Annotated in this window: 21 protein-coding genes and 1 rRNA gene (1 of these 22 running past the window's edge); 19 read left to right on the top strand and 3 right to left on the bottom strand. The window is 42.9% G+C overall.

What is annotated here, in order from left to right; genetic code table 11:
* Positions 1–146 precede the first annotated feature (146 nt).
* The gene (locus tag QPK24_RS20435) at positions 147–1,157 is read left to right on the top strand and encodes an asparaginase (RefSeq protein ID WP_285744267.1); all 1,011 of its coding nucleotides are present in this window, start codon (positions 147–149) and stop codon (positions 1,155–1,157) included.
* Positions 1,158–1,301: 144 nt separating this feature from the next.
* Here QPK24_RS20435 and QPK24_RS20430 read toward each other — a convergent pair whose 3' ends face one another.
* Complete coding sequence (locus tag QPK24_RS20430) at positions 1,302–1,526, bottom strand: DUF1128 family protein (RefSeq protein ID WP_160035815.1); 225 nt, start codon at positions 1,524–1,526, stop codon at positions 1,302–1,304.
* A gap of 101 nt (positions 1,527–1,627) precedes the next feature.
* Between QPK24_RS20430 and yyaC the strand changes: the two genes are divergently transcribed.
* From yyaC to QPK24_RS20405, 5 genes are all read left to right on the top strand, one after another.
* Positions 1,628–2,203 carry a spore protease YyaC gene (gene yyaC / locus QPK24_RS20425; protein WP_285744264.1) on the top strand — a complete coding sequence of 192 codons (576 nt, stop codon included), beginning with the start codon at positions 1,628–1,630 and terminating at the stop codon, positions 2,201–2,203.
* A gap of 126 nt (positions 2,204–2,329) precedes the next feature.
* Complete coding sequence (locus QPK24_RS20420) at positions 2,330–3,121, top strand: alpha/beta fold hydrolase (protein WP_285744262.1); 792 nt, start codon at positions 2,330–2,332, stop codon at positions 3,119–3,121.
* 140 nt (positions 3,122–3,261) lie between these two features.
* Entirely contained in the window at positions 3,262–3,912 is a 651-nt protein-coding gene (locus tag QPK24_RS20415; protein ID WP_285744260.1) for a DUF6483 family protein, read from the top strand.
* 103 nt (positions 3,913–4,015) lie between these two features.
* Positions 4,016–5,182, top strand: coding sequence for a class I SAM-dependent methyltransferase (locus tag QPK24_RS20410; RefSeq protein ID WP_285744258.1), 1,167 nt, complete (start codon positions 4,016–4,018; stop codon positions 5,180–5,182).
* A gap of 118 nt (positions 5,183–5,300) precedes the next feature.
* The gene (locus tag QPK24_RS20405; RefSeq protein WP_285744256.1) at positions 5,301–6,788 is read left to right on the top strand and encodes an O-antigen ligase family protein; all 1,488 of its coding nucleotides are present in this window, start codon (positions 5,301–5,303) and stop codon (positions 6,786–6,788) included.
* Here QPK24_RS20405 and QPK24_RS20400 read toward each other — a convergent pair.
* Positions 6,785–7,123 (bottom strand): hypothetical protein, encoded by a 339-nt coding sequence (locus QPK24_RS20400; protein ID WP_285744254.1) that lies wholly within the window; start codon positions 7,121–7,123, stop codon positions 6,785–6,787. The genes QPK24_RS20405 and QPK24_RS20400 overlap by 4 nt on opposite strands.
* A 249-nt stretch (positions 7,124–7,372) precedes the next feature.
* Between QPK24_RS20400 and QPK24_RS20395 the strand changes: the two genes are divergently transcribed.
* The 11 genes from QPK24_RS20395 to QPK24_RS20345 all read left to right on the top strand — a co-directional run bounded on the left by QPK24_RS20395 (position 7,373) and on the right by QPK24_RS20345 (position 18,536).
* On the top strand, positions 7,373–7,939 hold the full coding sequence (locus tag QPK24_RS20395) for a thioredoxin family protein (protein WP_285744252.1): 567 nt from the start codon (positions 7,373–7,375) through the stop codon (positions 7,937–7,939).
* Positions 7,940–8,575 carry an MBL fold metallo-hydrolase gene (locus QPK24_RS20390; RefSeq protein ID WP_285744250.1) on the top strand — a complete coding sequence of 212 codons (636 nt, stop codon included), beginning with the start codon at positions 7,940–7,942 and terminating at the stop codon, positions 8,573–8,575.
* 276 nt (positions 8,576–8,851) lie between these two features.
* The gene (locus tag QPK24_RS20385; RefSeq protein WP_160035831.1) at positions 8,852–9,238 is read left to right on the top strand and encodes an ATPase; all 387 of its coding nucleotides are present in this window, start codon (positions 8,852–8,854) and stop codon (positions 9,236–9,238) included.
* Between the two features lie 134 nt (positions 9,239–9,372).
* Positions 9,373–9,660, top strand: a complete 288-nt coding sequence (gene gatC / locus QPK24_RS20380; RefSeq protein ID WP_285744246.1) for an Asp-tRNA(Asn)/Glu-tRNA(Gln) amidotransferase subunit GatC — start codon at positions 9,373–9,375, stop codon at positions 9,658–9,660.
* Between the two features lie 23 nt (positions 9,661–9,683).
* Positions 9,684–11,141, top strand: a complete 1,458-nt coding sequence (gene gatA, locus QPK24_RS20375) for an Asp-tRNA(Asn)/Glu-tRNA(Gln) amidotransferase subunit GatA (RefSeq protein ID WP_285744244.1) — start codon at positions 9,684–9,686, stop codon at positions 11,139–11,141.
* Between the two features lie 28 nt (positions 11,142–11,169).
* A complete protein-coding gene (gene gatB, locus QPK24_RS20370) occupies positions 11,170–12,609 on the top strand; it encodes an Asp-tRNA(Asn)/Glu-tRNA(Gln) amidotransferase subunit GatB (protein ID WP_285744242.1) in 1,440 nt (479 codons plus the stop codon).
* Between the two features lie 74 nt (positions 12,610–12,683).
* On the top strand, positions 12,684–13,166 hold the full coding sequence (locus QPK24_RS20365; protein WP_285744240.1) for a GNAT family N-acetyltransferase: 483 nt from the start codon (positions 12,684–12,686) through the stop codon (positions 13,164–13,166).
* Between the two features lie 34 nt (positions 13,167–13,200).
* The gene (locus QPK24_RS20360) at positions 13,201–13,914 is read left to right on the top strand and encodes an MgtC/SapB family protein (protein ID WP_285744237.1); all 714 of its coding nucleotides are present in this window, start codon (positions 13,201–13,203) and stop codon (positions 13,912–13,914) included.
* 232 nt (positions 13,915–14,146) lie between these two features.
* The gene (locus tag QPK24_RS20355; protein WP_285744235.1) at positions 14,147–16,057 is read left to right on the top strand and encodes a DUF4097 family beta strand repeat-containing protein; all 1,911 of its coding nucleotides are present in this window, start codon (positions 14,147–14,149) and stop codon (positions 16,055–16,057) included.
* 213 nt (positions 16,058–16,270) lie between these two features.
* A complete protein-coding gene (gene perR / locus QPK24_RS20350) occupies positions 16,271–16,690 on the top strand; it encodes a peroxide-responsive transcriptional repressor PerR (protein ID WP_191804064.1) in 420 nt (139 codons plus the stop codon).
* 115 nt (positions 16,691–16,805) lie between these two features.
* Complete coding sequence (locus tag QPK24_RS20345; protein WP_285744231.1) at positions 16,806–18,536, top strand: glycosyl hydrolase family 18 protein; 1,731 nt, start codon at positions 16,806–16,808, stop codon at positions 18,534–18,536.
* Positions 18,537–18,701: 165 nt separating this feature from the next.
* Here QPK24_RS20345 and QPK24_RS20340 read toward each other — a convergent pair whose 3' ends face one another.
* Positions 18,702–19,067 (bottom strand): YgzB family protein, encoded by a 366-nt coding sequence (locus tag QPK24_RS20340; RefSeq protein WP_285744229.1) that lies wholly within the window; start codon positions 19,065–19,067, stop codon positions 18,702–18,704.
* 130 nt (positions 19,068–19,197) lie between these two features.
* On the opposite strand from QPK24_RS20340, the gene QPK24_RS20335 reads away from it, so the two are divergent.
* Together QPK24_RS20335 and QPK24_RS20330 are read left to right on the top strand one after the other, a co-directional pair.
* Positions 19,198–20,076, top strand: a complete 879-nt coding sequence (locus tag QPK24_RS20335; protein WP_285744227.1) for a nucleotidyltransferase-like protein — start codon at positions 19,198–19,200, stop codon at positions 20,074–20,076.
* 624 nt (positions 20,077–20,700) lie between these two features.
* Positions 20,701–21,704, top strand: a 16S ribosomal RNA gene (locus QPK24_RS20330) (it continues 548 nt past the right edge of the window).

Here is a 21,704-nt window from a genome sequence, read left to right as displayed (position 1 = left end):
ACTTTCAATCTAAATATGAACCTTTCATAATAGTTTACCTATTTTCTCTGTCAAAATATCATCTTTGTACTATACTGTATTATGGTGAACGTAGGGACCCTGTCACATGAAGAATAGGTCCCTTTACTTAGAAGGAGAGAACCAGCATGACAGACACAACGTTAATACAGGAATATCGTTCGGGTGTACTTGAAAGTGCACACCGAGGACATATATGTATCGTGAATGATAAGAAGCAGGTTGTTTATTCGGCAGGCGATCCTCATTTCAGGACATTTACCCGTTCTGCTGCAAAACCGCTTCAAGCCATACCCGGAATTCGGGCAGGAATTGTAGATGCATACGATTTTAGCCAAGAAGAAATCGCACTTATGGTATCTTCCCATCGATCAGAAGCTTTTCATAGAAATACATTAGAGCAAATGAAAGAAAAGATAAACCTGGATGAAGGCGGACTCGTATGTGCCCCAAGTTTTCCTCTGCATGAGGAGAGCCGTACAGAGTATATTCGGCAACAAGGAGATAAGAGAAGACTCCTTCACAATTGTTCAGGTAAACATATGGGAGTTCTTGCGTACAGTAAGTTAAAAGGATATGATCTTGCTTCCTATGCTGATCCGAATCATCCGGTTCAACAAGAAATTAAACAAGTGATATCTCAACTAGGTGAAATTGATCCAAGTGATATGGCAGCCGGAGTGGACGGCTGTGGATTTCCCGTATTCGCCTTACCTATTTCAACCATGGCAACGGGATTTCTCAAACTGGCTTGCCCTGATCTCATAGAAGATGAAGAAACCCGCAAAGCGGCAGAGATGATTACTGCAGCTATGAATAGAGCCCCCGAGATGGTCGGAGGAACAGGCCGGGTTGACTCTGTCCTGCTCCATGATGATAATATTGTAGCCAAAGGCGGTTTTCAGGGTGTATTTTGTTTGGCTTTACGGAAGGAACGATTAGGTATTAGTTTTAAAGTACTGGATGGTTCAGACGAAGAGTGGGGACTTATTGTGAAATCCATTCTTACACAGATTGGTTATGACAATGAAGAGACGCTGCAGCGCCTTACGGAGCAGTTCCCCGGAGAAATTCGGAATGACGCACGTAATGTGGTAGGCAAAGCAGAATCTGCTTTCATACTGGAATCCCATGCATAGAATGTAGAACGTTTCTTCTTTCTTTATTATATAAAAACAGCTCTGTAAACTTAACGTGGATCCTATAGACTTTTTCCTAATTAAGGAAATGATCTATATGCCATCGTAAGCACAGAGCTGTTTTTATATTTTATGATGCATGTGTTACACGCGGCGCAGCCGACCAAGCTCAGACACTAGCGCTTCCACTTCTGATATACTAAGATTTGTTTTTGAATTGACAACATCATATAGGTCATAGATATCATCATATTGTTCCACGGAAAAAGCAGAAGATTGCAGAGCAGAAGCGCTCGCCATTTTTAATTTTTCTTTAATAGCTTCAATCATGTATTCGATATTTTCCGGGCTTTTTTGAGATAAATCCATATTCCGTCCATTCCTTTCGGTACAGTAAAGTTTGTTCGTATTGTATCATGTAAGGAGCAGGATAGAAAGAAAAAGAAGACACGAAAAGGAGATGACGGGTATTGTCTAAATTCACTCCCCCTACTTCTCGGAGCGGAATGTCAGTGGGGAACGCGGTAACAGCGGATCAGCTTGTCTCTTTTTTTAAACAAATATATACCAAACACAAGGAAGAAGAGATTACTTTCGTATGTATTGGAACAGATCGCTCTACTGGCGATGCACTTGGTCCGCTGACCGGAACCTATCTGTGTGACCATGGTTTTACAAGAGTGATCGGCACGCTCTCAAGTCCTTGTGATGCAACGAACCTAGAGTCGTATCTTGCAGAGATTCCTCCTAATCAGATCGTGATTGCTATAGATGCCTGTCTTGGAGACGCAGCTAATATAGGCAGATTTATAAGTAAGTCAACTGCCTTGTTCCCGGGACAGTCCGTAAAAGGACAACTGCCTCCTGTTGGGAATTATAGTATTGCCGGCATTGTAAATAAAAATGGTCCCAGACCGTACTCCATCTTGCAGATGACCTCACTCTTCCAGGTAATGAATATGGCAGCACAGATTGCAGACGCTGCTAAAGCGGGTGTGGACTATACGAGAATGAGTCAAGTAAATGAATCAGCTGCTAAGGTCTAGGAAATAATTACAGATAAGACAAGTGTTTCAATAGGTCATAAAAAGAGTAATAGAATAGATAAGTCTAATCCAGGTGTTTTAATTTTGATACGGCTATATACTGCTAACAGAAAGAAGGCGTAACTGATGAAGAAAGTGGAACTTGGAAACCAGAACATTGCTTATAAGGATCAAGGAGCCGGAGAGGCCGTCTTATTATTACATGGTTTTTGCGGCAGCTCGGCTTATTTTGACGAGATATTGCCTGAGCTCACAGCGAATTATCGCTGCATTGTTCCTGATCTAAGAGGACATGGTCAGTCAGATGCTCCAAATAGCAGTTACAGCATAGATCAGATGGCGGACGACGTAATCGGAGTGTTAAATGCACTTGAATTAGCTAAGGTAAGTGTATTTGGTCATTCACTTGGCGGATACATTACTCTTTCTATAGCGGAACGTTACCCTGAACGGGTAAAGGCATTTGGACTTGTCCATTCCACTGCTTATCCAGACAGCGAAGAAGCAAAAGAGAAAAGATTAGCAGCCGTCTCTACCATTCAATCAAAAGGAATTCAAAATTTTGTGGATTCTCTTGTACCGGGTTTGTTTGCAGAGGAAAATCGTGAACAAATGTCCAGTGTAATCGACAAAATTCAGGAGATTGGATATCGTACTTCTCCGCTGGGAGCATCAAGCACCGCAATCGCTATGAGAGAACGTCCTGATCGGCGTCATGTTCTAGAGAAATCGAGTGTCCCCGTTTTGCTTATCGCGGGAGAATCCGATGGAGTCGTACCGCCGGATAGAACCTTTACGGCAGAGGGTGAAGGAGTTACACAGGCTCTAATTCGTGGTGCTGGACATATGAGTATGGTAGAGGCACCTGATGAGCTGACACGAGTAATCTTAGAATTTTTGGATAAGAATATAAAATAATAATCTAGAATAGATAAGGGAAGCGGACAGGTGAAGGATAGAACCTGTTCGCTTTTTTGTGTGGTTTGGCTTTTTCGTATGAATGCAGGTAAAATCAATACATACAGTACGGATAAGCTGTTTAAGGAGTGAAAATCCATATGTTCAGAAGAGATTATCTCCTTCGTATGGTGGAGGAAATGACCAGCATGATCGGTAAAGTGTTTGAACTCAAACAGAAGAAAAAACACATAGAAGCTTTATGGGAACTCGATGAGTGGCTGAAACGCCAGTTTCGTTTAAATTCTCAGCTCCTGAATTCATTATCTACCGAGGATATCATTGATTTCTTCCGTCAAGGTAGCGGGATCGAAGTAGATCAAGTTCAGCAGGTTGCCCGCATTCTAGAAGAAGAAGGCGAGATCTATCAGGATCAAGGACACACAGATGAAGGCTTAATTCGGTATATGAAAGCATTGCATTTATATCTGTACTGTATGCTGAATGGGGCAAATCCGGATATTTTGCAAGCACCGGTACGAATTCAGCAGCTATATGTGAAAGTGAAAGGATATGAACTTCCGGACAAAACGGAAAGATTATCGGCATTATACCATGAAGAAATAGGCCAATATGCGGAAGCTGAGAATAGTTGGTATCGTTTGGTGGACCGTGACCTTGAAGAACAATACAAAGAAGAAGCACGTTTATTCTATCAGCGTCTTTTGAAACTGGAAGATGGGAAGCTTAAACAAGGTGGACTGCCTCGTCAAGAGGTAGAAGAAGGACTTCATCATTTGCAAAGAAAGTAGTATGATTCGGTCATTCCGTGATAAAAATAAACTTACTGAACATAATGGTTTAATATGTTATCGTTACTAAGATAAAGTTATATAGAAAGTGAGATGTACCATTTTGGATTCTTTACGAAAATTAATTACAGATATATTTGAAGAGCAGGCACTGATCAATGCTACACTCAGCCAATTACGCAAACGAGAAGGCCAGCTTTATTCAAAAGTACAGATTAAACCTGTATTGTTAAAGAATAAATTGCACTATCAGTTTGCATATCATCAGAACAATAAGGTAATTCATGAAAATTTAGAACCAGAGCAGGCAGTTAAGGCTGTGACTGCGATGTTTGAGGAAACCTTTAGACAAGGTATGCTATGTACACCAGAAGCGGACTATCAAATTTTAATTAGTAAAAAATACAAGGTGTCCATTCTAACGCGTTCTCCGTCCAAAAAGGAGATTGACCTTTCACATAATCGTAAAAAAAGATATGTACTTGAAGATGGCAAACCGATTCCTTTTCTCATTGAACTCGGTATCATGAGTGAGGAAGGAAAAGTATTTGCTCGCCGATATGATAAATTCAAGCAAATCAATCGCTTTTTAGAAATGGTTGAGGATATTCTGCCTAGTCTGCCGGAGGAGAGACCGATCACAATCGTGGACTTTGGGTGTGGTAAGTCGTATCTGACGTTTGCCCTTTATCATTATTTGGCAGTGAAGCAAAGACGGAAAATTCAAGTTGTTGGTCTTGATTTGAAGGCCGATGTCATTGAACATTGCAGTCAGATCGCCAAAAATCTGGGATATCAGAATCTGAAGTTTTTGGTAGGGGATATAGCGGAATATAATGAGCTCGAACAAGTAGACATGGTAGTGACGCTTCATGCCTGTGATACGGCAACCGATGCCGCACTCGATAAAGCAGTTCGCTGGGGTGCTTCGGTTATTTTATCGGTACCTTGCTGTCAGCATGAATTGTTTGCGCAGATGGAAGCTTCCGTTATGAATCCATTATTGTCCCACGGCATTCTGAAAGAGCGTTTCGCTGCTCTTGCTACAGATTCCATTCGAGCGAAATTACTTGATATGATGGGATATCGAACTCAGTTGCTGGAGTTTATAGATATGGAACATACACCTAAAAATATTCTGATCCGAGCAGTGCGCGGACAAGCAGGCGATCGGGCTGTCTTGTGGAAAGAATACGAGGCTTACCGGGACTTTTTGCATGTCGATCCTTACCTGGAACGGGCTTGTCGTGATCTGCTTCCTACATCGTAGATGGTGTAGAATAAAACAAAATGTTAGTTAAGAGGTCAATCCTAATATAGGGTTGATCTCTTTTTTATAGGGAATAGTAGATAGGTAGATAGGAAGGAAAAGAGGGATTGTTCAGCTCATGATACATCAAAAGTTAAGAGGACAATCTGCGAAAAAAGAACGATGGTTATATTCAGTTTTAGGTGTTCTTACTGGCTTTGTACTCGTAATGGGAATCATAGACCGCGGCCTTTTTTATATAGAGGATGTATATAAACTTGGAGGAGCGTTGCTTTGTGCTCTGTTTGTTATGTACTTATATGTATGGCTTAATTTAAGAAAGAGAAGTAGATTTTGGTATGATCATTTTTACGGCCAAGGAACTTTTTTATATGTGATTCCTCTGCTTCTATCTGTTATATATGCAGTCCATTTCGTATCGGGAAATCCAATCAGTCTCGAAGGGACTTTTCATAATATGATCCGGTTTGGATTTATTAGTGTTTATGCGGCAGTCTGTTTTCTACTTGGCACAAAACGTCACGGAAAAAGATGGCTTGTTGCAAGTATTCAGGTAACAGGCTGGTTTCTTGTAATCAGCGGCTTATCTGCTGTATGCGGCTTGTTTGTCTTGCCTTATACCATTATGCGTACGGATGATCCGTTAATTAGCTTTGCGGGAGCAAGATTATCCGGGGTGCTTGAATACCCCAATGCCTATGCAGCGCTTGTTGGGATGTTTCTACTGGAGCGCCTTAGGGCGGCAGCATCTGGCTTTAGAAGCAGTGGAAAAGGGGCAAGGGAGCAAGTGATCGTCTCCTCTCTTGCTCTATATCCAGCGGCAACCGCGCTTCTCCTCAGCGAGTCGCGCGGTGCTTGGCTGGCGGCATGCGTATGCGCCGCCGCAATGATCCTATTGCAGCAGCGCGGACAGCGCCTGCTGCTGCTCGGTGCGGGTGCTGCGCCGCTTCTTGCGGCGGCAGTCACGCACCGAGCCCTTGCCGGCGCGAGCCTGGCGCCGGCAACCGCCCCCGGCCTGCTGTGGCTGGCCGGGGGAGAGATCGCAGCGCTCACAGGTGCGCTGCTGCTTCATGCACTGCTTGCGCGCGGCCGGAGGGTGGCCGCTGCCGCAGTAAGTGCAGCGAGCCTTGCCAGCTGCGCCTGGCTCGTAATCCGCACTGCATCCGCAAGAATAACCTCCGGAGAGACTTGGGTCTCCCGGGAGGTGATGTGGCAAGATGCAGCCAGATTTGCTCTGCACTCCCCTTGGCTGGGCCATGGCGGGGATGCCTGGAAACATGCCGTGCATACGGTACAATCAGCTCCGTATGCAGGGAATGAAATACATAGCGCATATCTCGATATGTGGCTCGATACCGGTTTAATAGGGCTGCTGCTAATGGTGGGTCTCTTTATCTACATAGGAGGACTTTTGCGGCGGCATGCCCCGGAACTCTTACCTGCCGGACTGCTTCTTATCCTGCATGGCGGGATTGATTTTGACTTTAGCTATACGGTGTTCTGGATGATTCTTATCTTACTGGGAGCCCTGGCTTTACCTGTTCGACGCCACCGCACTGATGAACCGGAGAGAAAAAGAACCTTCGCCATAAGGAGCAGGGATTAACCTCCATAGGAATCCCGAAATGCGGCGGAAAGTTTGGCTTCTGGGATATCCCAAAGTGCGGCAAGCTCAGGGAGTACATCTTTGTCCCACCAGTCACACTGAGCTTTTCGGTTATTATGATTTTCGTTCACCCAGATTAGGTTGCCGATCACTTTTCGGTAATATAGATTTTCTCCTTGTGTTACAAGGTCTGGTGCAATATAAACCTTGAGTCGCTTGATAGTCCGGTACAATTCTTTGTTGCAAGCCCTGCGGATTTTTCGAGCTGAGGGCAGCTTCGTCTTGGGTCCTTTCGCGTAGGGAGCGGTCTGTCCGGGACGGGCAGCGTGATTCATGCCATCGACCTCCTTTTTTGTACCATATGCGGACGGAGCTGCAGTGGAAACCTGTCTTGGTAGAAGAAAATAAGAACTTCATGATATGATGGAAAAAGAAGAGGCTTTGATCTATACAGGGTATTCTCCGTATTTATATAAGGTAAGGATGCTCATATTTCCCTTTTCTGTTTGTATTTTATCGATTTGGTTTATATGTAATCATTATATCAATTGATCACATTCTGAAACGGAAAGGAAGTGCTTCTCATGGCTCCAAATTTATCGCATAAATTCGGTAAAGGATTATCACCAGAAGAATTTGTTTCGAACATGACTCAGAATAAAGAGGCTTTTCAGGATTGGTATCAACGGTTTGAGTGGACAAATGCCGAAGATCAGGCATTCTTTGAAAGCTTAAATTATCGTGATGATTTGCGTGTTCTTATTCTGGCGGCTGATTGGTGCGGGGATGTTGTTCGTAATATTCCGGTTGTATTCCAAGCAATGGAGATTACAGGAATTCCTACAGAAGTACTGATTATGGAGAATCACCTTGAAATTATGGATCAATTTTTAACCTTGGGAGGACGTTCGATTCCGGTAGTTATCTTTGCTGACTCTGGCGGTCACGTGCTTGGAACTTGGGGACCTCGACCTGCTCATGTGCAGGAGGCGATGGTTCAATTTAAGACAGAGAATAAAGATCCTGAGGCGGCAGATTATCAGGACAAACTTACAGAAACACGCAAGGAAATTATACAACGTTACGGGGAGGGTACGGAGTATCAGGCAGCGATTATACGTGAGCTGCGTGAACTGATTTCCGGTTTTTAGATGCTGAATATACGAACATTTAACCTTGGACCAATGCAAACCAATGCATATCTGGTGCAAGGAGAAGATACGAGTAAAGCTTTTATTATTGATCCAGGTATGAATCCTAAGCCGCTTGTCCGGGCAATTGAGAATCTTGAGATTGAAGCCATCGTGCTTACTCATGCTCATTTTGATCATATGGCCGGTGTAGAAGAAATTCGGAAGTGGAAAGGGTGCCCTGTCTATCTGCATGCAGCGGAAGCAGAATGGCTGGAATCTCCTAAATGGAATGGATCGCTTCGCTGGCCTGATGTGACGGAACCGCTCATGACAGGCCCGGCGGAATATGACCTTGCTGGGGGTCAGACTCTGAATTTAGTAGGACATACCTTTAAAGTATTCCACACTCCAGGACATTCCCCAGGCAGTGTGAGTCTGCTTAGCGGTAAAGATCTTTTTGCCGGAGATGTGTTATTCCGTTCGGGTGTTGGACGTACGGATCTTCCTGGAGGCAGTGAGCGAGAGTTGATTGATTCCATACAGAATACGCTTTATACATTTGATGAGGATGTTGTGGTATATCCCGGTCATGGACCGAAAACGACTATCGGATTTGAGAAACAAAATAATCCATATGTTCGTGCTTCTCGCTAAAAATAGTAGAGAATCCGACATTTTTCTTCAAAAAGTATGGACAACGCTCTTGTTAATGAGTAGAATGAACTTTATTAGAAACACCCAACTATGACAAGCACGCAGACTGAGGATTCGTCCCGGTTTGCGTTCTTTTTTTATGTAGCTCTCTTTATCTTTATCTATCTTTATCTATCTTTATCTATCTTTTTATCTTGTATGGGGCGATTCTTTCCATAGACATCGTTACTTTTTTTTAGTAGACTATACAGACAATAATGAATCAGGAGGTAGACGATGCTGAATTTAGGGGAAAAGATTATCATCGTCGCGGACGCCTTTGAGCAGAATCTTCCTGTAGGAGATTACGGTTATATTATTGCTTATGATCGGAATCCAGATAACGCTTTTGACTATGTGATTCGTGTTCCTCAGGTAAATCGCAACTTTTTTGTTCCATCAGGTGATATCGAACCGGAAGAACAAATCTTGAGACAGGAAGCAGAGCGTATTGAGAGGGATGCCCTTATTGATTACGCACTGGCCACACATAATGAGAAGTTGTTCCGTCAGTTATTAAATGGCGATGAACTGGAATTAGTGGAAGAGGAAGAAGAGGCCGCGAACGAACCAATGTCACAAGCGGATTTTATAAAGCAAGTTAATCTACGTGCATGGATTTAATGGTAAGGAGCCGGATCAATTTTCCGGCTCCTTTTGTTTCTTTATAACGATTTCATTTGATTCACTGCATGGACGTGTTAAAATGGACACAATATGAATAGATAGGGTTAATTTGAAGGAGGAACGAACTTAGTATGAGTATTACGAATCAGGATGTCCAGCATGTAGCAAAGCTGGCACGTCTTAACCTAAGCGATGAGGAAGAAACACAGCTAACGGAGCAATTGAACGCGATTTTGCAGTATGCTGAGAAGCTGAACGAGCTAGACACCGATGAGATCGAGCCGACTACACATGTACTGCATGTATCCAATGTAATGCGTGAAGATGAAGTACGTGAAAGTTTGCCAATAGAAAAAGTGATGCTGAACGCGCCGGATGAAGAAGAGGGTCAGATTAAAGTTCCGGCTATACTTGAATAGATACCATAGGGAGGTAAATACCGTTGAGTTTGCTTAATCTTACATTACCTGAAATACATAATAAGCTGCATGCCAAGGAGTTTTCAGTTTCTGAATTAGTGGCTGCATCTTATGCAAGAATCAGCAAAGTAGAAGAACAGGTTCGTGCTTATCTGACTTTAGATGAAGAAGGAGCACAAGCGGCTGCAAGACGTCTTGATGACAAGCTTGCGGCTGGTGAAGAGCGAGGTTTGCTGTTTGGACTACCTGCAGGAATCAAAGATAATATCGTAACTGAAGGTATTCGAACTACATGTGCCAGTCAGTTTTTGAAAAATTTCGACCCTGTCTATGATGCAACAGTAGTTAAAAAGCTGAAAGCAGCCGATACGATTACGCTCGGCAAACTAAATATGGATGAGTTTGCTATGGGGGGTTCCAACGAGAATTCCAGTTTCTATCCCGTACGTAACCCTTGGAATTTAGATCATGTACCTGGCGGCTCCAGTGGTGGATCAGCTGCAGCTGTGGCTGCGGGTGAAGCTTATTTCACACTAGGTTCTGATACAGGAGGTTCGATCCGTCAGCCTGCATCTTACTGCGGCGTGGTTGGACTCAAACCTACCTATGGCCGTGTTTCTCGTTTTGGACTCGTAGCTTTTGCATCCTCTCTTGATCAGATTGGACCGCTTACCAAAAATGTGGAAGATTCGGCTTATGTACTCCAAGCCATTTCTGGCTATGATGCAATGGACTCTACTTCAGCTAATGTAGAAGTACCTGATTTCCTCAGTGCTTTGACCGGCGATGTGAAAGGGCTGCGAATTGCGGTTCCCAAGGAATATATAGGAGAAGGTGTCGATGCATCGGTTAAAGAAACGGTCATGGCTGGCCTGAAAGTGCTTGAAAGCCTGGGCGCTACATGGGAAGAAGTTTCTCTTCCACATACCGAATATGCAGTAGCAAGTTACTACTTGCTCGCTTCTTCTGAAGCTTCCTCTAACCTCGCAAGGTTTGATGGAGTACGTTACGGCGTTCGTGCTGAGAATCCGGACAATCTGCTGGATATGTATCACCGTTCCCGCAGTGAAGGTTTCGGATCAGAAGTGAAGCGCCGTATTATGCTGGGAACCTATGCACTTAGCTCAGGTTACTATGATGCATATTATTTGAAAGCTCAAAAAGTACGCACTTTGATCAAAAATGATTTTGATGAAGTGTTTAAAAACTATGATGTCATTATCGGGCCTACTGCTCCGACAACCGCATTTAAACTTGGTTCTCAAGTGGATAACCCGCTGACGATGTATCTAAATGATATTCTTACCATTCCTGTAAGTCTCGCCGGTGTTCCAGCGATCAGCGTCCCTTGTGGTTTTGCAGATGGATTGCCTGTTGGTATGCAGATTATCGGAAAGGCTTTTGACGAGTCAACCGTTCTGCGTGTAGCCCATGCTTTTGAGCAGCACACCGATTACCATAAACAGCGTCCACAGCTGTAATTCACAGAGGAAAGAGAGGAAATAGAATATGTCATCCAAGAAATATGAGACTGTCATTGGGCTGGAAGTTCACGTTGAACTCCATACGAAATCCAAAATTTTCTGCGGCTGCTCTACCGAATTTGGAGCACCGCCTAATACACATACATGTCCGATTTGTTTAGGACACCCCGGAGTACTGCCGGTACTTAACCGTCAAGCAGTGGAATATGCCATGAAAGCAGCGATGGCTCTTAACTGTACTATTGCGGATGTAAGTAAATTTGACCGTAAGAATTATTTCTATCCAGATTCGCCAAAAGCATATCAGATTTCACAGTACGATCAGCCTATCGGTGAGAATGGCTGGATAGACATTGAAGTAGATGGCAAAACAAAACGCATTGGTATCACTCGTTTGCACTTGGAAGAAGACGCAGGAAAGCTGACGCACGTTGACGGCGGATATGCATCGCTTGCTGACTTCAACCGTGTGGGAACTCCGCTTGTTGAGATTGTATCTGAACCGGATATTTCGTCTCCAGAAGAAGCGCGTGCGTATCTAGAAAAGATCCGTGCTATTATGCAGTACTGCGATGTATCTGATGTGAAGATGGAAGAAGGATCGCTGCGTTGCGACGCTAATATCAGTCTTCGTCCTTTTGGTGAGACCAAACTCGGAACAAAAGCAGAACTGAAAAACATGAACTCTTTCCGCGGAGTGCAGCGTGGACTTGAATACGAAGAGATTCGCCAAGCGGAACTGCTTGATGACGGAGAAGAGATTGTTCAAGAAACACGCCGCTGGGATGAGGCTGCTGGTAAAACGTTATCCATGCGCAGTAAAGAACAAGCTCATGACTACCGTTATTTCCCGGATCCGGATCTAGTTACTCTTCATATAAGTCAGGAATGGAAAGACCGCGTTCGGGCTTCGATTCCAGAACTTCCGGATGAGCGCAAGGCAAGATATACTTCGGAATATGGCCTTCCAACCTACGATGCGGACGTCATTACTTCCTCTGTGCATCTTGCTAATCTTTTTGAAGACAGCATGAAATACACTTCCGATGCAAAAGCCGTATCCAACTGGATTATGGGCGACTTGCTTGGCTACCTTAACAGTGAAGGGGTAGAAATCACAGCACTCCAGTTGACTGGACAAGGTCTTGGGGAAATGGTCGGTCTTATTGAGAAGGGAACGATCAGCAACAAGATTGCCAAGACCGTATTTAAGGAAATGCTCGAAAGCGGCAAACTTCCTAAGCAGATTGTAGAAGAGAAGGGGCTCGTACAGATCAGTGATGAAGGAGCCATTCTGACGATTGTTGAACAGGTTGTTGCAGCTAATCCGCAGTCCGTAGAGGATTACAAAGCAGGAAAGCAAAAAGCGATCGGTTTCTTAGTTGGACAAGTAATGAAGGAAAGTAAGGGGAAAGCAAACCCTGGACTAGCCAATAAACTGCTTGTTGAAGTTTTAAGCCGCTAGGTTATGCTTGAATATACTGATAGAAGCTCGTCTATGATGACGGGCTTCTTTTATGGTAGGAGGAACTAGCTTAGATGGAAGGCAAAATCATACCCATCTCTTTGCAGGACACAGATCTGGTCCTTGAGATTTGGAGACTTCAGCATTTGGCATATCGCCTCGAAGCACAGTGGATTGGCTTTAACGAAATTCCGCCGCTTTTAGATACCGTAGAGACGATTCAGGGATGCGGTGAATCGTTTTTTGGTTATATAACAGATGATATGGAACTACTTGGAGCGATAGCGGTAGAGACAGAAGAGGAAGGGACAAGAACGATCTCCCGGATGATGGTTCATCCGCTTCATTTTCGTAAAGGGATCGCAGGACAGCTCATTGAGTATGTACTGGATCTTTACCGGGATGTACCCAAAATGATCGTTTCAACAGGTCTTAAGAATATACCCGCTTCGAACTTATATCAAAAATACGGATTTAAACCCGTAGAAACGCAGGAGGTTGCTCCTGGAGTGGAATTAACGACTTTTCATTTGAATAGGATAAACGATCGTTCCTAATACTGGATGAGTTTAACGGAAGGGGTAAGATAAAATGGGCGATCCATGGTACATTGGACAATGGGATATCCTCTTAAGGCTGCTCGCAGCAATGACACTTGGTGGATTAATTGGAATTGAGAGAGAGCGGTCTAACCATGCAGCTGGTTTTCGGACACATATTTTAGTTTGCTTAGGCTCTACACTTATTATGTTATTATCAGCTTATGGTTTTGCTGGTTTCGCGAATGAAGCAAATGTACGTATGGACCCTGCCCGTTTAGCGGCCGCTGTAATTACAGGGGTTGGTTTTTTGGGTGCGGGGACCATTTTATTTACAGGAAAGTCTATTACAGGACTTACAACGGCAGCTTCTATTTGGGTAGTTGCGGGTATTGGACTTGCCGTAGGTGCTGGATTTTATTTTGCTGCTATCGTATCCACCGTATTAGTCCTTCTAAACCTTTGGGTGTTTAATAAAGTGGAGAGACGTTATCTGAAAGCGAATAAACCACACATTATTACACTTAGTGCGGTATCTACACCTGTACTGATCGAGAAGATCTCTCATTTTATGGAGGAAGAGAAGATTGCCGTTCGTAAAATGACAGTAAATGATCTGGATATCAGTTCATCAAACTATCGATCAGAGTTAGAAAGGCATGTTGAGGTTACTCTTCATGTGCTAGTCCCTAACAGTTTTAATACAGTGTCTCTTGTTACGAAGCTGCAGGAATGGCATCAATTTCGCTCAATTTCAGTAGAATAGAAGATTTCTTTTCATAAAAAGGCTATAATTTTAATCTTATAAAGATCATATAAAAGAACTGTTCAGACTTACTGAACAGTTCTTTTATGTTATTTTAAAAATCATCCTATTTACAAGGGCTAGACTAATAAATACCATTTGATTTCCAGTTACAGACAATAGAGAATAGGGTAGTATCAAAAAGAAAATGGACTTACCGTTCATTGTTGTTATTCAGGAGGTGGATATTCACATGCAGCCTTCCATGCAATCTGGCTCATCAAGACGATTTACACGAAAAAAACATAAGTTTATAGCAGGTCTTTTATCTGCTTTATTACCGGGTTTGGGTCATTTATATCTTGGTGTATACATTAAGGGCCTGACATTTATTTTTCTCTTGTTACTTGATCTATCAGCACTTCTTTATTTCTCTACGATCGGGATACAAATTAATGTACCGCTGCTCATATTGCTGGGTCTTCTTATTCCTGTTCTCTATTTCATTAATATTTATGAAGTTCTCCAGCTTGCAGATCAGATTGTAATGCGCAAACGCAGGCCCCAGGGGCAGAGCGATGATGAGGACAAAACTTTAGCTCCTCATATTAGATTTTTAGCGTGGGAACGAGGAATCTCTTTCGGAATACTCCTTATTTTTGGCGGAACTTTAATGGTGCTGTTCATTCAGCGACCAAGGTGGTTGCAGCAGTACATTGCCCTATATGGAACCACGGGTACAGCCGTTATCTTGATTTTAATTGGCGGTATTCTTCTCGTTAGAGAGATTTTACTATCCCTGAGCTTTTGGAAAAAACAAAAAAAGAAAAGAGTGGCATTACCTTATAAGATTCGAATTGGTCGATATACAGCTGCTTTATTTATTATGGTAACGGGCACTCTTCTGCTCCTTGATCAGATTGATCAGACGGAGTATACATTTGAACTTTTAAGATACTGGCCGTTTATTCTAGTAGTATGGGGAATTGAATTTATTATTTCATTTATTCTGCATCAACAACTTCGGCCTTCCAGTAAAAGAAAATATAAATCAAGATTTAAGCCTGATTTTAAAGGGATCGTCTTCTCCGTTACGCTTATCGCTTGTATCTTTGTTGTAACACAGCAAGACCATTACACTCATCTATGGAACAGAGTGAGCTTGAACCTTACCTCTGCATCGATGGATTATAGTGAAGCTGCAGACAATCGGATTGTCAAAGATACCATTACTGTTCCTGTAGAGATGAGTACTGCATCTGTTCTTGTTGAGAATGTTAACGGAGATATTAGAGTGAATCGAGGCGATGTGGACGAAATTCAGATTAACACCATCGTATGGGTAGATCAGGTAGAAGAAATAGAAGCAGAGGCAGTAGCAGAAGCTTCAGAGGTGAAGGTGAGCGAAGGTAAGACCATTCACGTTTCTACCTCGCCCCAAGGTTATGGGAGTGAATCGAAACGCCAGCCAAGACTCAATATGACGATTACCATCCCAGACGACCGCAGATTTGATCTGGAGGTTAGAACGTCTAACGGTGCTATATACATGGACCGACCGCAAGCGATTAACAACATTAATGTCGAATCGGGTAACGGTAAAATTTATATTCATAGTGCTATCGGTGATATACGTGCTAAGACACTAAACGGAAATATATCGGTTGCTAATGTGACAGGAAGTGCTTCGTTAGATACGAATAGAGGAGATCTCCGAGCGGAAGATGTATCCAAAGAAATCAGTTTATCGACACAGGTAGGTCATATCCAGGCTTCCGGTATTGTAGGAGATATAGAAGCAAAAACACGTAATGGGAATATAAAAGTAATGAATCCTTTACAGGATCTGAGTCTGGAAACATTGAACGGAGCCGTTCAGGTAACATCAAGTATGGTAGGTGGCAATTGGAATATATATAGTGCAGTAGGGGATATTAATCTATCATTACCTCATGACGGAGACTATACCCTTGAAGGTTCCAGCACATATGGCAACTTAAATAGTGAATTGCCATTTATCATTAAGAACAGAGAAATTCAAGGAACCGTTGGTGAAGGGGAGTATAAAATCAAAGTTGAGGGAAATAGCGATTTGATCATCAATCAGACCCAAATCACGGAGGATATTAAAGAACAGCAAAAAACTCCGCGGGATGAACTCTAATTGCTTGAGTATTTTCTTATTTATCTTATACTCAGATTAATTCTTTTTTGTCTAATGTACCTTTCCTTTTCCTATATGCGTTGACAACGGTAAGAATAACAATTTACAATAAATATGAAGTCTGTCACTTAACTTGGAAAAATTTTGTCTAATAATTTAAATATTTAATCCCTAGTAAGGGTGCGAGTGTAAGAAAGGTAAGGCGGTGGGCTTATGGCAACACGTGTCCAACATGCGTTAGAACAACTTAAAACGACTGGTGTCCGCATTACGCCTCAACGCCATGCGATTCTTAATTATCTAATGGAATCAATGGGACATCCAACTGCCGATGAAATTTATCGTGCGCTGGAACCTCAATTTCCTAGTATGAGCGTGGCCACTGTATATAATAACTTAAAGATGTTTACACAAGCAGGTATGGTGAGAGAGCTGACTTATGGTGATAACTCCAGCCGATTTGATGCGAATATATCGGAACACTATCATATTATTTGCGAAAAGTGCGGAACAATTAAAGATTTCAGTTATCCTTCACTGCATGACGTAGAAGAGAAAGCCGCAGCCTGCACGGATTTCGAAGTGCATGGTCATCGTCTTGAACTTTATGGTGTATGTAAAAGTTGTAGGTAAGCAGAAAACTGTTACAATTACGTGAGAATTCCTTTTTTGGAATTTCTCGCGTTTTTTATTTCTTTATAAAACTTTTGTGTTTTTACTCTTGTTATATCAGATGGAGGATACTTACATGGTGAGAAGAAAAACACGAAAAAGAGGGACAAGAGCGTCCTTTTGGAAACAAGCCCTGGGTTTAGGTTGTATCGTCACGCTTGCTTACCTATTGATTACGACTTTTGTGATTCGCAGTGTGGATGATATTACGGATTGGAGAGGATTTGAAAAACCAATCTTTGTTCAAGGAGAACTTATGGATGCGGAGGCAAAAGGCTCTAAGGAGAGTTTGAAACTCCCTCTTTCTGTGCTCCAAGAGGAAGTAGATCCTTCCATTCGTTACGAGGAGTCAGAAGGTACAATTATTTTAACGTCCCCTGATAAGGTGCTTCAGCTAACAAAAGGGAAAGAACAGGGAGAACTAAATGGAAAGCCTTATATTTTACAAAACGTAGCTGAAGAAACGGACGGCGAACTTTACATTCCTGTACAAGCATTGAAAGAAGTGTACGGAATCAGCGTTCATGAGAGCGCAGACACAGGAGCTGTTTTGCTCATGAATCAAGGTGAAACCATAGAATATGCAGTAGTAGCAGGGAGTGGCCAGCATAAAGAACAAGAAGAACGCATATCACTTTATCAAAAACCTAACAATCAAGCGGTGACCGTGAAAAAAATAAATCATGGTGACCGGGTTAGAATATGGTCTTCTGATGGAAAATGGCTATTTGTGCAGATGGACAGCGGTTATACGGGTTATGTTTTAGCTAGTGAAGTGAAAAAGGCAGAAACGGTAACCGTCCCGAAACTGGAAGTGGCGCCTACAGCAGCAGAACGAAGATGGAAAGATAAAACGATTCATCTTACATGGGAGGCAGTTTACAATCGAGCAGCTGACCCAGATCATCTTTCTGTTCTTAAAGGTGTGAATGTAGTTAGTCCTACATGGTTCGAGATTTCAGATGACAAAGGGAATGTAGCAAGTAAGGCCGATCTAGCTTATGTGAAGAAAGCAAAGTCACTCGGTATAGAAGTCTGGGGTCTCATAAGTAATGCATTTGATGCTGACCTAACAGCAACAGCGCTATCTACTTATGAAAAGCGGAACACCATTATCACCCAAATTATTGAATATGCAAAAACTTATCAGCTGGACGGCATTAATGTTGATTTTGAGAATGTATATACAGAAGACGGTCCTAATGTTACTCAGTTGATGAGAGAGCTTCGCCCTTATGCGAAGGAGAATGATTTAGTGCTCTCGATAGCGGTAACACCTAAATCAAATAGTGAACGATGGAGTAAATTTCTTGACCGCAGATCCCTTGGACAGATTATTGATTACATGATGGTGATGACTTACGATGAGCACTGGGCTACAAGTCCAATAGCCGGATCGGTATCGTCCATACCGTGGGCTGCAGCTGCGATGACGAAAATTATGGATGAGGATGAAGTACCAGCGGGAAAACTCCTGCTCGGTGTGCCGACCTATACAAGAGTTTGGACTGAGGAAATGACTGAGGGAGAGGTCAAAGTGAGCTCCAAAGCAATTGGAATGGATACTGCTCAGGAAATAATCTCGGCACAGAAACTGACCCCTCAGTATTTAGAAGATACAGGTCAGCATTATGTAGAGTACGAGGAGCAAGGAGTCCTTAAAAAAATCTGGCTTGAAGATAAGACATCGCTTAGAGCAAGAGTTGAACTGGCAAAAAAACTGGAATTAGCAGGAGTCGCATCTTGGAGCAGAAGTTTTGCGAATGAAGGCGCCTGGGCTGTACTAAACCGAATTCATATGAACTAATACGATCTTATAATATAGAAAAGCCGTGCTGCGGCTCCTTCTTGAGCAACACTCCGATTTGTTAGATTGTGTCTAACAACGGGAGTGTTTCTCTTCCTAGGAGAGTTGGCACGGCTTTTTTTGTGTATAAAGAGTGTAGCTATTATTTTCTGTAGGAGATGATTGCTAGGATCTTGATTTTTGGACGTTAAGTTGGTCTGCTGTTATGTTTGCTTGAGCAGGGTCAAACGTCATGATTGTTTTGCAGAACATACAGCGGTCTGTTTTACCCAGCATTTTAGTAAGTTTATGACATTCGGGGCACTCGATCTGAACCGCACTGACAGACATCATACCGGCCCAAAAATAGATCCCGAGACTTCCCATCATCGAAATCAGACCAATAACAAGTCCAATACCTGCGGCGATCTTACCAGCGGAACCAAAAAAAACAATACCTGCTGTACCAAGTACCATAAGTCCCATTCCCATCATGGTCAGCAGCAATCCCCAGGTTCGAAAGGCTTCAATCTTAGCTGATTTAAAAATCATTATCAATGCTCCTAACGTAAGAGTAGTTGTCTTTACTGTATAGCAGGAAACCTATGTTCTTATGTAGAATGTAGAACTATATTATAACTTAATTGGTAAAAAATCACCATTTATTGTATGGAGGGAAAGCGTGGAATTAACTAATTTGTCTTTTCTATCCGAAGAGTCGGATAATCAGGGCGTCGTTGGAGCTATTGCGTACCCTCATTCGGGAGAGCATTTTCAGGGATCTCTTATGCAGGATTTTGAAGTGTACGTGTTGATTTTGCACGAAGACAGCTCTTTGCATAATAAAATTAGACACTCTATTATAGGTGAACTCCGTTACCAGATTGTTTACATGGACTGGGTGAAGCTTAATCGAGATTTGATAACAGGAGAAGAGCGAAGTGTAACGGAAGCTTTTATGGATGGAGATATCTTATGGGATCGAGACGAGAAAATTCATTTACTTAGAGATTCTGTGTTAGCGTTTGGCAGTAAGATGCGTAAGCAAAAAATGTTTTACGAGTACTCTTGTTTTTTAAATACTTGTATTGAGGCAAAACGTTGGCTCGCAGATGGACAGGTAATTGATGCATACCAGAGTATTCTGAAATCACTCAAACATTGGGCAAAAATCGTAGTAATTGAGAGGGGGACTCCTCCCGAGCAGGCTGTATGGGCACAGATCAGAGACATGGACAGAGCGGTATATAAGTTATATGACGAGCTTATAGCGAGTGAAGAGACCTTGGAACAACGTGTGGAATTAACTTTGTTAGCCTGTGAGTTTTCGGTCATGTCCAAAATGGAAGGTTGTTGTGAGTTATTATTAGAAGTTCTTCGCAAAAGCAATCATCCTGTAAGTTTAGCTGAGTTAATGATGAATCCAGATCTTATGTATTTTCATGAGGAGCTCCCGCTCATGCTGCGTAAGTTAGTGCATCGTTCCATTATTAAGGAAACAGGCAGCTGGATCCCTTCATTAACTGAAAGCGGGAGAGAGATTCGATACTTTGTGAATTGATTCGAATTCGTATGTTAAAGATAGAGGAGATGAGGAGGATGATCTTCTCTTATCTTTTTTTATCAAATAAGTTTGTAAAGTGTGAGAGGATAAGCGGGTGTACAGCTCTTTATACTAACAAATCTCCTTGTTACATGTACAACAGGGCTATTGAAGTAGGAGAGATGAAAAATCTTAAAAAAAGTTAGTTATATAGCTTGACTCATCCCTTCTTAATATGATAAATTATAAATCGCCCGTTAAAAAGGCGACAAACTTTCAGGTTAGACATACTACATGGACTAAATCATTGAGAAAGTTTGAAAAAAGTTTTTAAAAAAAGTGCTTGACGAAATGAATGGCAATGTGTTATATTATAAAAGTCGCCGCTTGAAATAAGCGAACGACAAAAATCAAGTTTCACATTGAAGATTGATCTTTGAAAACTGAACAACGAGGAGTTTTACGCAAGTAAAACTCGTGAGTGAATTAATACAAATTCAATTTGTTGGTCATAACAAATTGAATAGAGAACGTTAAGTTCTCGTCAGCATTTTCTAAATGAGCTTATCGCTCTTTTCGATATGTTTTGAAGGTTAGATATTTTCTTGAAGCAATTCAAGGGATGTCTGGCTCGAAAAATCTTTATTGGAGAGTTTGATCCTGGCTCAGGACGAACGCTGGCGGCGTGCCTAATACATGCAAGTCGAGCGGAGTCAATGAGGAGCTTGCTTCTCTGAGACTTAGCGGCGGACGGGTGAGTAACACGTAGGCAACCTGCCCATAAGACTGGGATAACTACCGGAAACGGTAGCTAATACCGGATAGGTTCTTCTCTCGCATGAGAGAAGAAAGAAAGACGGAGCAATCTGTCACTTATGGATGGGCCTGCGGCGCATTAGCTAGTTGGTGGGGTAAAGGCCTACCAAGGCGACGATGCGTAGCCGACCTGAGAGGGTGATCGGCCACACTGGGACTGAGACACGGCCCAGACTCCTACGGGAGGCAGCAGTAGGGAATCTTCCGCAATGGACGAAAGTCTGACGGAGCAACGCCGCGTGAGTGATGAAGGTTTTCGGATCGTAAAGCTCTGTTGCCAGGGAAGAACGTCCTTGAGAGTAACTGCTCAAGGAGTGACGGTACCTGAGAAGAAAGCCCCGGCTAACTACGTGCCAGCAGCCGCGGTAATACGTAGGGGGCAAGCGTTGTCCGGAATTATTGGGCGTAAAGCGCGCGCAGGCGGTTATTTAAGTTGGGTGTTTAATCCCGGGGCTCAACCTCGGGTCGCACCCAAAACTGGGTAACTTGAGTACAGAAGAGGAAAGTGGAATTCCACGTGTAGCGGTGAAATGCGTAGAGATGTGGAGGAACACCAGTGGCGAAGGCGACTTTCTGGGCTGTAACTGACGCTGAGGCGCGAAAGCGTGGGGAGCAAACAGGATTAGATACCCTGGTAGTCCACGCCGTAAACGATGAATGCTAGGTGTTAGGGGTTTCGATACCCTTGGTGCCAAAGTTAACACATTAAGCATTCCGCCTGGGGAGTACGGTCGCAAGACTGAAACTCAAAGGAATTGACGGGGACCCGCACAAGCAGTGGAGTATGTGGTTTAATTCGAAGCAACGCGAAGAACCTTACCAGGTCTTGA

The sequence above is a fragment of the Paenibacillus polygoni genome (assembly GCF_030263935.1).
GTDB lineage: Bacteria > Bacillota > Bacilli > Paenibacillales > Paenibacillaceae > Paenibacillus > Paenibacillus polygoni.
Note: the sequence above shows the minus strand (reverse complement) of the source record. Positions and strands in the feature narration are given on the sequence as shown.

Coding starts and splice junctions, on each gene's coding strand:
- QPK24_RS20435 (WP_285744267.1), top strand. CDS start 147: ATGACAGACACAACGTTAATACAGGAATATCGTTCGGGTGTACTTGAA.
- QPK24_RS20430 (WP_160035815.1), bottom strand. CDS start 1,526: ATGGATTTATCTCAAAAAAGCCCGGAAAATATCGAATACATGATTGAA.
- QPK24_RS20420 (WP_285744262.1), top strand. CDS start 2,330: ATGAAGAAAGTGGAACTTGGAAACCAGAACATTGCTTATAAGGATCAA.
- QPK24_RS20415 (WP_285744260.1), top strand. CDS start 3,262: ATGTTCAGAAGAGATTATCTCCTTCGTATGGTGGAGGAAATGACCAGC.
- QPK24_RS20405 (WP_285744256.1), top strand. CDS start 5,301: ATGATACATCAAAAGTTAAGAGGACAATCTGCGAAAAAAGAACGATGG.
- QPK24_RS20400 (WP_285744254.1), bottom strand. CDS start 7,123: ATGAATCACGCTGCCCGTCCCGGACAGACCGCTCCCTACGCGAAAGGA.
- QPK24_RS20395 (WP_285744252.1), top strand. CDS start 7,373: ATGGCTCCAAATTTATCGCATAAATTCGGTAAAGGATTATCACCAGAA.
- QPK24_RS20390 (WP_285744250.1), top strand. CDS start 7,940: ATGCTGAATATACGAACATTTAACCTTGGACCAATGCAAACCAATGCA.
- QPK24_RS20385 (WP_160035831.1), top strand. CDS start 8,852: ATGCTGAATTTAGGGGAAAAGATTATCATCGTCGCGGACGCCTTTGAG.
- gatC (WP_285744246.1), top strand. CDS start 9,373: ATGAGTATTACGAATCAGGATGTCCAGCATGTAGCAAAGCTGGCACGT.
- gatB (WP_285744242.1), top strand. CDS start 11,170: ATGTCATCCAAGAAATATGAGACTGTCATTGGGCTGGAAGTTCACGTT.
- QPK24_RS20365 (WP_285744240.1), top strand. CDS start 12,684: ATGGAAGGCAAAATCATACCCATCTCTTTGCAGGACACAGATCTGGTC.
- QPK24_RS20360 (WP_285744237.1), top strand. CDS start 13,201: ATGGGCGATCCATGGTACATTGGACAATGGGATATCCTCTTAAGGCTG.
- QPK24_RS20355 (WP_285744235.1), top strand. CDS start 14,147: ATGCAGCCTTCCATGCAATCTGGCTCATCAAGACGATTTACACGAAAA.
- perR (WP_191804064.1), top strand. CDS start 16,271: ATGGCAACACGTGTCCAACATGCGTTAGAACAACTTAAAACGACTGGT.
- QPK24_RS20345 (WP_285744231.1), top strand. CDS start 16,806: ATGGTGAGAAGAAAAACACGAAAAAGAGGGACAAGAGCGTCCTTTTGG.
- QPK24_RS20340 (WP_285744229.1), bottom strand. CDS start 19,067: ATGATTTTTAAATCAGCTAAGATTGAAGCCTTTCGAACCTGGGGATTG.